A 12,727-nucleotide genomic window follows, 5' to 3' on the forward strand; every position below is an offset into this window, starting at 1 on the left:
AAGCCGCATGATGATTACGCCGGAGACGCTAGGCCTACGACTTATTCGCCCTTAGGGCGAAGCGCGCGGCGTGCGCGCGGTTTGACCCTAAGGGGATAGTGCCGACCGTCTTTGTCCAAACCCCGCGCACAGCGCCGGGAAGCCTGAGTAAAATCGTCATGTTGACCAATCCGTCCGTAAAGTATCGACCCTTTCCGCAGGTCGACCTGCCCGACCGCCAATGGCCCGGTCGCACCATCGACCGCGCACCGCGCTGGCTGTCCACCGATATGCGCGACGGCAATCAGGCGCTCATCGACCCGATGGATGCGGAGAAGAAACAGCGCTTTTTCGACCTGCTGGTAAAGGTTGGCCTGAAAGAAATCGAAGTCGGTTTCCCATCCGCAGGTGCGACCGAATTCGACTTCATCTCCGGTCTCGTCCGCTCGGGCCGCATCCCCGACGATGTGTTCGTGCAGGTACTCACCCAGTCGCGGCGCGACCTGATCGAAAAGAGCTTCGAAAGCCTGCGCGGTGCCAAACAGGCGATTGTCCACCTCTACAACGCCGTCTCGCCCGCATGGCGCCGGATCGTGTTCGACATGAGCCGCGACGAAGTGCTTGAGATTGCCATCACAGGGGCGAAGATTCTGCGCGATGAGGCTGCGAAGCAGCCCGATACCGAGTGGCATTTCGAATATAGCCCGGAAACCTTCTCGACCGCCGAACTGGATTTCTCCGTAGAGGTCTGCGCGTCGGTAATGGACATATTGCGCCCTACCCCCGACCGGCCGCTGATCCTCAACTTGCCGGCAACGGTAGAGGCGGCCACCCCCAATATCTATGCCGACCAGATTGAATGGTTCTGCCGCAATGTGCCCGACCGCGACAGCGTCGTCATCAGCCTGCACACCCATAATGATCGCGGCACCGGCGTCGCCGCTTCAGAACTCGGCCTGCTGGCCGGTGCCGACCGCGTCGAGGGCTGCCTGTTCGGCAATGGAGAGCGTACCGGCAATGTCGATCTGGTGACGCTGGCGCTCAACATGTATACGCAAGGTGTTGATCCGCAACTCGACTTTTCCGATATCGACAGCGTGATCGGCACCGTCACCTATTGCAACAACCTGCCGGTGCATCCGCGCCATCCCTATGCCGGCGATCTGGTGTTCACTGCCTTTTCGGGCAGCCATCAGGACGCGATCAAGAAGGGCTTCGCCGCACAGGAAGCGCGCAATGACGAGATGTGGGACGTCCCCTATCTGCCCATCGACCCTAAGGATCTGGGCCGCGATTACGAGGCGGTGATCCGCGTGAATTCACAGTCGGGCAAGGGCGGTGTCGCCTGGGTTCTGCAACAGGACAAAGGCCTCAAGCTGCCCAAGCGGTTGCAGGCGCATTTCTCCCGCCATGTCCAGCAACTCGCTGACGAAACCAGCCGCGAACTCAATGCCGACGATATCTGGACCGCCTTTGCGCAAGCCTATCGTCTGGAGGGCGCGCAACCGGTCGAACTGACCGACTGGGACGAACGCCGCGCCGAAAACGGCGACCGTATCTTTACCGGCACGCTCGACATGCACGGGAAGAAGCGCAGCGTCAGCGGGCGCGGCAACGGCCTGCTCTCTTCGGTGCTGGCGGCGATTGCAGATGCTAATGGCCCGGCGCTCGACATTCAGAGCTATTCCGAACACGCCATCGGTCAGGGATCGCGCACGCACGCCGCTGCCTATGTCGAAACGACGGACGCACACGGCACGGTGCACTGGGGCGTCGGCATCGACGAAGACGTCGCCACCGCCAGCGTCCGGGCGGTGCTGTCGGCCGTCAATTCGGCGGGGGGCTAGCCGGCGGCGCAGTCCAGCCGCACTGCACCCGCCATTTGCCGATCCGTTCGGGCGTCAGCGCGCGGCGCGCGATGCCGCATATCTGACCCTTGGCGTTGACGGCAACGCTGGCGGGCAAGCCTGCACTGCCCCCGGTTGCTCGCTGCATCCATTCGAAGGCGTGGAAGCGTTGGAATCGCATTTGTTTCGGATCGATCCCTCCCAGTGCGTCACGGCTTCGCGCATCATCTTCCATAGGCGCAATCAGCACTGGCACCGGCGCTGCGGCACGGTCCAGTTCATCCAGCGACGCGATCTCCTTCTGACACGGCGCGCACCAGACCGCCCAGAACAGGATTATCGAAGGCTCCGGAATCTCCGCCACACGACCGTTACCATCACGTAGCCCAGCCGGAGCATGGATGGCTGGCAAATGCTGCGCACTAACCAGCACCACCGCGCATAGGCACGCCCCGATCACCGATAAAAGCCGCACCCTCGCCACCTCCAGTATATCGAAAATACTATGTGCGCTGTAGACGAAGCGTGCAACCCGTTCGACCACTTGCCAATTTCTTCCGGGCGCCTATCCTTTCGAGGTAGGGGGAACCATGATCAAATCCATTACCGCATTACTGGTCGCATCGGTGGCCATGCCCGGAATCGGACATGCACAGGAAGCAGCAAAACCGCAGACCATGCAGCAGATTTTCGACGCTGCCTCGAAAGCGGCTGCAGCCGGGGATTGCGCCAAGGCGATCACGCTCTTTTCCAGTATCGAAAACAGTAGCGCGGTACAGAAAAATACCATTGCCAGGGCGGCAATCGGCCTGCGCAAGGGCGGTTGCCTGATACGGCGCGGCGATTTGCAGCAGGGCCGGGATATGATCGAGGCGGCGATTCCGGTTCTGTCCGACAAGCCGAACTTCAAATTCGACGTGGCAGACGCGTATCTGGCACTGGGCAAAGCCGCCTATTACACGCTCAATTTCGACGCGGCCAAGCGCGCCCTGCGCAAAACGCGTGCCCTGTTAGGCGATACCCCCACGCTCGACACGATGATCTGGTCGGCCCGCGCGACCATGTTCGACAAAGGTGACGATGCGATCAACTTTGCTGCCCGCGCACTTGCCATCGCCAAGGCTCAGGGCGTTACAAACAAGGATGTTTTCGCCAGCCTTCAGACGTTGCACGCACGCGCGCTTCTCAATCAGGGACAGGCAGACGCCGCCTATAAGGAACTGAAAAAAGCGCTTGATGCGCAGGGTGGACTGGGCCTGAGAGTGAATGTTGCGGATATCGTTACTCGCAGCGACCTCGCCCTTGCGGCACTGCTCGATGATAAGGCGGAGGATGCCCGCAAATTTCTTGCCTATACCGGCGCGGGCCGCCTCGAACATTCGCCATTCGATACGGCACGCGTCGTGGACTCCCCGGCGTGCGGTGGAGAAAACGGACTGAGTCCGGATGACAGTGCCGTAATACAGTTCAGCATCGGCAATGATGGCACGGTCGGTTTTGCGCAGCCCATCTATTCATCTCGTCATGGCAACGCGGCGGCGGTGTTTGCCAAAGCCGTTTCGGACTGGTCCTGGCAACCGAAGACAATCAACAAGATTCCTCCGGTCCTGCGCGCGGCCATGCGGGTCGAAATTCGCTGCACGATGTCCATCAAGCGCCCGAATATCTATAGCATATTCCAAGATGCGCTCTCTGAATGGCTGGCTGGCAAAGGTGTAAAGCCTCTCGATTCCCAGGAAAAGACACTGACGATACCGGCACTAAAAGCCAAACTTGCCAGCCGCGAGAAGGATTCCAACCCTCTGGCTCCGGTTCCTGTATTGCTGGCTCTCGCCGACCACCCCTATCTCGATTACGCCCCCAGCAAAGTCTATTTCGACCGTGCTCGCGCACTGGTTGAGGCGGCTAAACCGAATCTGCTGACACAATTATATTTCAGCACCTCTCATCATGACATGAAGGAGCATATCAGCGGCAAAGACTATCGACGGGCGCTGCGTGCACTTCTCGATCATCCGAATGTGCAGGCCAATGCAAAGGCCAGCGCTGCGCTGGAATTGATGATCGCTCGCCCCTACTGGCACGCAAAGGCCCCTGACGATCAGGTCGCGTTGCTTAATCAGGTCGTCAATGATCCGCGGCTCGACAAGCGCGATCCCTTACGCGTCAACGCACTGGTACAACTCGCCAATGCGCAGGCCGATAACGGCAATCTGAAGGCCGCACAGGCCAGTTATCAGCAAACCGGCCTGTCTGCCCAGCAATGTGCTTTGATGGCCACACCCCCGACATTGCGGCACTCGAGTTACGGTGCAAATGATTATCCCACCAGTGCCCAAAAATGGGGTTTCGCAGGCTGGGTGATGACGGAGTTCAACATCACCGCTGATGGACATACCGCCGAGCAGCGCGCGCTGATTTCCTACCCACCCTTTGTATTTGACAATGCCGCCACCGGCATTGTCAAACGGTCGCTCTATACAGAAAGTTATCGCCCGGACGGCAATCTGGGCTGCGGCGGTGAACGTCAGTCAGTACACTTCCAGAACGGCTGATCTGCCATCTCCATGCGGTGTGGCGCCTGCCTATTCAAACCCCATCAGCGCCAGCACTTCCTTGCGGCTGCGATCATCGTCACGGAACACGCCCATCATCCGGCTGGTCATCATCATCACACCGGGGGTGCGCACTCCGCGCGCAGTCATGCAGGCATGGCTCGCTTCGATCACCACCGCCACGCCACGCGGCTTGAGGTGTTCCCAGATACAATCGGCAACTTCGGCCGTCAGCCGTTCCTGCACCTGCAACCGTCGCGCATAGGCGTGAAGCACGCGTGCCAGCTTTGAAATACCGACCACATGGTCCTGCGGCAGATAGGCGATATGCGCCCTGCCGATGATCGGCGCCATGTGATGTTCGCAATGCGACTGAAACGGAATGTCCTTCAGCAGCACAATCTCGTCATAGCCGCCGACTTCTTCGAACACGCGCGACAGATGATGCGCCGGATCCTGCGCATAGCCCTGACAATATTCCTTCCACGCCCGCGCGACACGCTTGGGCGTATCGATCAGCCCTTCGCGATCCGGATCGTCGCCTGCCCAGCGGATCAGCGTCCGAATAGCATCCGCGACATCTTCCGGCACCGGGGGTTTGGCCGGGGAGTCGGCAATATCGCCATCGTCCGGGCTGCTATGGTCAAAAGGCATGGGGGAACTCCAAATTCACTTTACGCTACGGCAAGCTGAATATTGCGGCAATGACTGTGGCAGGTGCGTTACACCTTGCACCGCAACATTGCAAAAATGGCGGTTAACTGCGGCTTATGCCGTTGACGTACCCGTAAACATACCGTTATTTTCAAAACAATAAGAAAAACGCCGGAGAATAAAGCCGGTCGTCAACAGGAGAGGAAAGATGAAGAAGCTCGAGCTGCTTGCCGCGACTGCTTTATCCATGATGGTCGCCCTTCCGGCACAGGCAAAGACCACCAAAGACACGAGCCAGGATACCACCACGCAGGCGAAACCGGTGGATGCCGGGCCGACCCAGCAGACCCCGGCCAAACCGGATCAGAACCAGCCTTTTGCCAGCGGCAACGAAATCGTCGTTACCGCAACGCGCCGTAACCAGACGGTGCAGGACGTTCCGATCGCCATTACCGCGATCAGTAATCAGCAGGTGGAAAATGCCGGTGTCACCGATGTGCGCGGGCTGGAACAGATTGCACCGTCGTTGCAGGCGACGACCGGTCAGTCCTCGGCGACCGGCGCGATCCTCTATATTCGCGGCATCGGCACGGCTGGCGATAATCCGGGCTTCGAACCGGCGGTCGGCGTGTTCATCGACGGCGTATTCCGCGCACGTGCCGGTATCGCCATTTCCGACCTGCCTGAACTTGAACGCGTGGAAGTGCTGCGCGGGCCGCAGGGAACGCTGTTCGGCCGCAACACCTCCGCCGGTGCGATCAGCATCATTACCGCCGGTCCCAAGTTCAAACCCGAAGGCTATATCGAGGGCGGCTATGGTAATTATAATGCCTGGTCGCTGAAAGGTGCGCTGACCGGTCCGGTCACCCAGAATCTGGCGCTGCGCGTCGATGCCGGGATGCGCAAGCGCGACGGCTATATCAACGACGCGAACAGCGACCGGAAACTCAACAACATTAACCGCTATTATGTCCGCGGGCAGGCGCTGTACGATAATGGCGACCTGACCTTCCGGCTGATCGGCGACTATTACAAAACGGACGAGAATTGTTGTGGCGCGGTCAACGTCGTCGCAGGCTCCACTACACCGATCGATAATTTCATCGCGGCTCAGCATGGGCTGGTCGGCATTTACACCGGCCCTCCGTCCGACCGGACTCAGGCAGTCAGTCCGGGCAGGGGGTATCTGGAGCAGGTGCAGGACTGGGGCGTTTCGGGTGAGCTGAATTACAATCTCAGCGACTTCAAACTGACCTCGATCACCGCCTATCGTAACTGGAGCGCGCTGCGTAATCAGGATATCGACTTTTCCGGCATGGACCGCTCTTATCGTCAGGACTATCGCACCAGCCTGAACGACTTTACACAGGAAGTCCGGTTGCAGGGGCCGCTATTCGGCGGTGTGGTCGATTTCCTCGTCGGCGGCTTCTATCTCAACGAGACCCTGAAGCTGCGTGACACGGTGCGGATCGGCAATGACGGCAACCTCTATGCCGACAGCCTGTTTGCACTTAACCCGTCTGCCGGGTTCCAGTTCTACGGATCGTACAATGTCCCCACCTTCCCGCAGCTCGTCGGCGCGTATACCGGCGGGCCTGCGCTTCCGGCCGGCACGGTACCGTTGTTGGGTCAGCTCATCTATCTCAACAGTCCGCAGCTTCAGGGCGCGGCCCCGCCAGGATCGCCGCTGTTCAACTATCTGAACACACCGCTGACCGGCAACTCTCCGGGACAGGGTAATAACAACGACAATTTCCAGGTGAAGACAGACGCGCTGGCGCTGTTCACGCATAACATCATCCATGTCACCGACAAGCTGTCCGTGACGCTGGGTGCACGCCTGAATTATGAGCGTAAGAAGCTGAATGCGTCGATCTATAACAACACCGCGGCCTGCCCGTTCTTTACCAGCACCAATCCGCTGGCGGCGACCTATCGCTCGCTGATGCAGCAGGCGCTCGGCTCAAGCTATGCGAACTTCTATCTGATCAGCTGCAACCCGGCGGTGAACAGCGAATTTAACGGCAACTATACCGATCACCAGTCGGATACGAAGATCACGGGCACGGCCAAAATCGCCTATGAATTCACGCCGCATATCCTGGGCTATGCCAGCTATGATCGCGGCTTCAAATCGGGCGGCTATAACCTCGATCAGGCGACATTCGATTCAGTCGTACTAGGCGGCAACGGGGCGCAGGGTTCGGACCTTGCCTTTGGCGACGAAACGGTGGATTCGTTCGAAGTCGGTGCAAAGACCAGCATCAGCCCGGAATTCACCTTCAACATCGCGGGCTTCTACGCCAAATATTACGGGCTGCAGTCGCTGATCTTCAGCGGCAACAATTTCGTCGTGCAGAATGTACCTCACTCCGTCAGCAAGGGTATCGAGGTCGAATCCATCGTCCGCCCGGTCGAGGATCTGACCTTCAACATCGGCTACACCTATCTCGACGCCAGCTATGACAAGAGCAACGACTTCACCGGCACCCCGCTGGAAGGGTTTCAGGGACGCCAGTTCCAGAACCAGCCGCACAATGTCATCACGCTCGCAGGCACCTGGACGCCGCCGATCACCGAAAAACTGCGCGGTCTGGTGCATGTCGATATGCGCTATAACAGCCGCGTCGACATCGCCGGTCTGAACCCGGTGACGGGCCGCGGCTATGTCAACAATCCGGGCTATCCGATCGTCAATGCACGGATCGGCCTGCAAACCAGCGACGACAAATACCGGCTGGAATTCTGGGTCGAGAACCTGACCAACCAATATTACAACATCACCGGCTTTGCAGTGCCCGAACAGACCGGCACCTATGCCGGCTATCCCAGCACCCCACGCTTCTATGGCGCAACGCTACGCGCCGGTTTCTGACCCGGAGCAATCGACGCAAACACAAGGGCGGCCCCGCAAGGCCGCCCTTTTTTGTGTGGGAATACACCTGCAGCCCTCGTCATTCTGACGAAACTCAGAATCCAGAATCTGAAGCGCTTGCGGCTCTGGATGCTAAAGCAGGTTCAGCATGACGAAATTGGATTGGCTGCTCTTCACCCACTCAACATATTCGCATGCTAAGCTACAGTCTCCTGATCACACTCAGGTTCGACCTCTACACCGAGGTCTGTCCATATTCCTGTCGCCGGATGGGGTGGCTGGACGACAGACCACCGTCGACCGCAATCGCCTGCCCGTTGATATAGCTTGCTTCGTCGGAGGCGAGGAAGGTGGCGACGCCGGCAAGTTCTTCCGCTTGCGCGCCGCGCCGTAACGGGTTGAGCTGGCCGATCCGGTCGCCCTTCCCCGCTTCGCGCGCTGCGTCGAAAATCGGCTGAGTCATCCCGGTTTCGGTCAGGCCGGGGCACAGCGCATTTACGCGCACATTCGATCCTGAAAGCTGTTGCGCGGCGACCTGCGCCAGATTGATGACACCCGCCTTTGACGCCGAATAGGCGGGCGACCCGGCCCCGGAACGTAGCCCCGCGACGCTGGCGGTCAGCACGATCGCGCCGCCGCCGCGCTCGGCAATATGCGGGGCGCCATGTTTGATCGCCAGAAACGGTCCGATAAGATTAACCCGCAGCACGTCGCTGAACAGCTCGACACTGGTATCGAAGATATTGGCGAAGCCGCCCGAAATCCCGGCATTGGCGAACAGCACGTCCAGTCCACAAAACTGTTCGCACGCGGTGGCGATCATGCGCTCGACATCGCCCTCATTCCCTGCGTCCAGCGTCATCGCCAGCGCACGGCCCCCGGCATCGATGATCGCGCGCGCCGTCGCTTCGACCGACGCGTCCAGATCGGTCACCACCACGCTGGCGCCCTCTCGCGCGAATTGCAGCGCCGCCGCGCGCCCGATGCCGGAGGCCGCGCCGGTGACGATCACCACCTTGTCCTGAAACCGCATTCCCGTCATGCCCCCGCCTTTTGCGCAAACTGCCATGCCGCATCGGCCAGAAACGGCACTTTCGCAGCCATCCCCTCTGCCTTTGCATTCGACGCGTTACCGTCCAGCCAGCGCTTCTTGATCCCCTGCACGATGCTCATCAGTCGGAAGAGATTATAGGCGAAATACCAGTTGAGGTCGGGCACGCTGTCGCGACCCGTGCGCGCGCAATAACGTTCGGTGATTGCGTCGAGCGTCGGAATGCCGCTGTCGCCCCCTGCCCTGCCTTTGATCCCGGCATTGCCCTCCGGCTCGGTTTCCCAGTTCATCGCGAAATAGGCGAAATCGGCGAGCGGATCGCCCAGCGTCGACAATTCCCAGTCGAGCACCGCCAGGATGCGCGGCTCCTCAGCGGCAAAAATCATATTGTCGATGCGGTAATCGCCATGCACGATCGCACTGCGCGTCTGTGCGGGCACGGTGCGCGGCAGATAGTCGATCAGCCGCTCGACCGAAGGAATGTCGTCGGTCTGCGCCGCGCGATACTGCTTGGTCCAGCGCCCCACCTGCCGCTCAAAATAATTGCCGGGGCGACCATAATCACCCAGCCCCACTGACTCCGGATCAATGGCATGGAGATCGGCAAGCGTATCGACCATCGCTTCATAATGCGCGCGGCGCTGGCCGGGCGCCATGTCGGGCAGCGTGCCGTCCCACAGCGTCCGTCCCTCGACCATCGCCATCACATAGAACATCGCGCCGATAACCTCGACATCCTCGCACAGAGCATAGGGACGCGGCACCGGAAAACCGGTCGGATGCAACGCCGCAATCAGCCGATATTCGCGGTCCACCGCATGGGCAGAAGGCAACAACGCACCGAATGGCTTGCGCCGCAGCACATAGCTGCCCTCCGGTGTATCCAGCCGATAAGTCGGATTGCTCTGCCCGCCGGAAAATTTGTGCGCCGTCACCGGCCCTGCGAAGCCCGCAACATGCTGCGTCATCCAGCCGGACAACCGTTCGAGATCGAAATCCACCGCGTCGGTCATTGCATCGCCTCAGCGCGCAACCGCAAGCTGGCCGCTATCGGGCCGGTCCACCTTGAACTCGGCATATTTGCCGAACTCGTTGCGCGCGATGGCACGCGCATGCACCTCGTCGGGTCCATCGGCGAGCCTTAGCGTGCGGATACCCGCCCAGGCATAGGCCAGTCCGAAATCCTGGCACACACCCGCACCGCCATGCGCCTGTATGGCGTCGTCGATGATCTGCAATGCCATCATCGGTGCCTGCACCTTGATCATCGCGATCTCGTTGCGCGCCGCCTTGTTGCCCGCCTTGTCCATCATATCGGCGGCTTTCAGGCAGAGCAGCCGCGTCATCTCGATATCGATGCGTGCACGCGCCACGCGCTGTTCCCATACCGAATGATCGGAAATGCGCTTGCCGAACGCTACCCGGCTCACCAGCCGCTTCGCCATCGCTGCGATCGCTTCCTCGGCCATGCCGATGGTGCGCATGCAATGATGGATGCGCCCCGGCCCCAGCCGCCCCTGCGCAATTTCGAACCCTCGCCCTTCGCCCAGCAAGAGATTATCCACCGGCACCTGCACATTTTCGAGCAGGATTTCGGCATGCCCGTGCGGCGCATCGTCATAGCCGAAAACGTGCAGCATTCGCCTGATCGTTACGCCGGGCGTGTCGAGCGGAACGAGAATCTGGCTTTGCTGCGCATGCCGCGCCGCATCCGGATTGGTCTTGCCCATGACGATGGCAATCTTGCAGCGCGGATCGCCTGCGCCCGAAGACCACCATTTGCGGCCGTTGATGACATAATGGTCGCCGTCGCGCACCATGGAGGTTTCGATATTGGTCGCATCCGACGACGCCACCGCCGGTTCCGTCATCAGAAAGGCGGAGCGAATTTCTCCCTCCATCAAGGGGCGCAGCCAGGCATCCTTTTGCGCGCGCGTACCGTAGCGGTGCAGCACTTCCATATTGCCGGTATCGGGCGCGGAACAGTTGAAACATTCGGACGCCCAGCCGATCCGCCCCATCTCCTCCGCGCATAACGCATATTCGAGGTTGCTGAGCTGCTCGCCTTCAAAGACAAAGCTGTCATCGACATGCTGCTGCCCGGAATGCGGCGGCATGAAGAAATTCCACAGCCCCGCAGCTTTCGCTTCTTCCTTCACCTCCTCGATGACCGGGATGACCTTCCAGCGCTCTCCATTGGCGGATTGCGCGGCATAATCGGCCTGTCGCGGACGGATATGGGTTTCGATAAACGCCTTGACGCGATCCCGGAAATGCGTCTCGCGGTCGTTCAGCGTGAAATCCATCCTGCCTCTCCATATTTCGTCATTCGCCTATTGGTGTAGAGCGTACCCGACATTCGGTAAAGGGACTACAGTCAGCACAACTTCAGCAATTGAGGCCGGGTTTTCGGCGCTTTGTCGATGCCTAAAAAATGCTGGCCCTTCGAACCGGTTTTGCTAATCTGGCGAAATGACCGCGACAGAAACCGTTGGAGAGAAGGCCGAAAGCGGAACCCGCCGCTTTCGTGCGAAGCGTGATGCGATCCTGTCGGCCGCCGCCGATGCGATCAACGAACATAGTGCAAAGGGCATGACCTTTGCCGATGTTGCGCAGCGTGTGGGCCTCAACACCACCAGCGTCACCTATTATTTCAAGCGCAAGGAAGATCTGGCCGCCGCCTGCTTTCAGAAAACGCTCGATCTGCTCAACGCCATGCTGGCCGAGGCGCTGGAGGAACCGACGCCGGAACGGCGCGTCGAACGGCTGCTGACGATTAATATGGAGCGGCTCAAGCGTGTCGAGGCGGGGGAGGAACGCGACTTCGCCATCCTGTCCGACCTGCGCGCGATGGAAGGGCCCCTGCAACAGGAATTGCTGACCGGCTGGCGCGGCGTTTTCCGCACGACACGGACATTATGGGGCGATCCGGCCTCTGAGGCGCACAAGGCGCTGTTCGGCGCGCGCGCGCATGTCCTGCTCGAAAACATCTTCTGGCTGCCCGCCTGGCTCGACCGCTATCAACCCGAACAATATGACCGGGTTTGTGAGCGGTTGATGGACGTGTTCCGGCGCGGCATTGCGCTCGACAAGGCACCATGGACGCCCGCCCTGCTCGACGTTGCCTATGAGGAACCGGAACCGGGACGCGAAGCGTTTCTGGTCGCCGCCACCCGGCTGATCAACGAACTGGGCTATCGCGGGGCGTCCGTGCAGAAGATCGCGTCCGAACTCAACGTGACGAAGGGCAGCTTCTACCATCATCTCGATGCCAAGGACGATCTGGTCATCGAATGCTATAAACGCAGTTTCGACACGATTATCGAAGCGCAGCGGGAAGCGGATGCCGCCGGGGGCAGCCACTGGCAACGGCTGGCCTCGATGATCGCATCATTGCTCGATATCCAGTTTTCGGAACACAGTCCGTTGCTGCGCAGCACCGCACTCACCGGCCTGCCTTCGGGCGTGCGACAGGGCCTGATCGACCGGTCGAACCGCATTGCACGCCGCTATGCCGGGACGATGATCGACGGCATCAGCGAAGGATCGATCCGCGCAATCGACCCGCTGGTCGCCAGCCAAGTGCTGATGGCGGCGCAGAATGCCGCGTTCGACCTGCGCAAATGGGCGTCGGCCATGCCGCGTGAAAAGGCCGTCGCCTTCTACGCTTCGACCATCGCCTTCGGCATGTTCGACGACCGGTTTGTCGAAGACTGAACGCCGCGTGCGGTCTGCCGGAACCGCGACGGTCGGTTGCATCTTCCTG

General features: G+C 60.2%; 9 protein-coding genes. 4 read left to right on the top strand and 5 right to left on the bottom strand.

Annotated elements, in window-relative coordinates:
- Nucleotides 1-158 precede the first annotated feature (158 nt).
- Entirely contained in the window at nt 159-1,826 is a 1,668-nt protein-coding gene (gene leuA / locus FHR23_RS00805) for a 2-isopropylmalate synthase (RefSeq protein WP_184001049.1), read from the top strand.
- On the opposite strand, the gene FHR23_RS00810 is transcribed toward leuA, so the two are convergent.
- A complete protein-coding gene (locus FHR23_RS00810; protein ID WP_184001050.1) occupies nt 1,807-2,370 on the bottom strand; it encodes a TlpA family protein disulfide reductase in 564 nt (187 codons plus the stop codon). The genes leuA and FHR23_RS00810 overlap by 20 nt on opposite strands.
- A 133-nt stretch (nt 2,371-2,503) precedes the next feature.
- Here FHR23_RS00810 and FHR23_RS00815 point away from each other — a divergent pair, with 133 nt between their 5' ends.
- Nucleotides 2,504-4,381, top strand: coding sequence for an energy transducer TonB (locus FHR23_RS00815; RefSeq protein WP_184001051.1), 1,878 nt, complete (start codon nt 2,504-2,506; stop codon nt 4,379-4,381).
- Nucleotides 4,382-4,411: 30 nt separating this feature from the next.
- Here the strand turns inward: FHR23_RS00815 and folE are convergent, their stop codons facing one another.
- Complete coding sequence (gene folE, locus FHR23_RS00820; protein WP_184001052.1) at nt 4,412-5,035, bottom strand: GTP cyclohydrolase I FolE; 624 nt, start codon at nt 5,033-5,035, stop codon at nt 4,412-4,414.
- Between the two features lie 208 nt (nt 5,036-5,243).
- On the opposite strand from folE, the gene FHR23_RS00825 reads away from it, so the two are divergent.
- On the top strand, nt 5,244-7,910 hold the full coding sequence (locus FHR23_RS00825; RefSeq protein WP_184001053.1) for a TonB-dependent receptor: 2,667 nt from the start codon (nt 5,244-5,246) through the stop codon (nt 7,908-7,910).
- Between the two features lie 235 nt (nt 7,911-8,145).
- On the opposite strand, the gene FHR23_RS00830 is transcribed toward FHR23_RS00825, so the two are convergent.
- The 3 genes from FHR23_RS00830 to FHR23_RS00840 are packed head-to-tail and all read right to left on the bottom strand — an operon-like array spanning nt 8,146 to nt 11,267.
- Nucleotides 8,146-8,952 carry an SDR family NAD(P)-dependent oxidoreductase gene (locus tag FHR23_RS00830; RefSeq protein WP_184001054.1) on the bottom strand — a complete coding sequence of 269 codons (807 nt, stop codon included), beginning with the start codon at nt 8,950-8,952 and terminating at the stop codon, nt 8,146-8,148.
- Complete coding sequence (locus FHR23_RS00835) at nt 8,949-9,974, bottom strand: phosphotransferase family protein (protein WP_184001055.1); 1,026 nt, start codon at nt 9,972-9,974, stop codon at nt 8,949-8,951. The genes FHR23_RS00830 and FHR23_RS00835 overlap by 4 nt, the downstream gene beginning before the upstream one ends.
- Before the next feature lie 9 nt (nt 9,975-9,983).
- Complete coding sequence (locus FHR23_RS00840) at nt 9,984-11,267, bottom strand: acyl-CoA dehydrogenase family protein (protein WP_184001056.1); 1,284 nt, start codon at nt 11,265-11,267, stop codon at nt 9,984-9,986.
- Nucleotides 11,268-11,433: 166 nt separating this feature from the next.
- Here FHR23_RS00840 and FHR23_RS00845 point away from each other — a divergent pair, with 166 nt between their 5' ends.
- Complete coding sequence (locus tag FHR23_RS00845; protein WP_184001057.1) at nt 11,434-12,678, top strand: TetR/AcrR family transcriptional regulator; 1,245 nt, start codon at nt 11,434-11,436, stop codon at nt 12,676-12,678.
- Nucleotides 12,679-12,727 lie beyond the last annotated feature (49 nt).

This window comes from Stakelama sediminis (assembly GCF_014199335.1).
Taxonomy (GTDB): domain Bacteria; phylum Pseudomonadota; class Alphaproteobacteria; order Sphingomonadales; family Sphingomonadaceae; genus Sphingomonas; species Sphingomonas sediminis.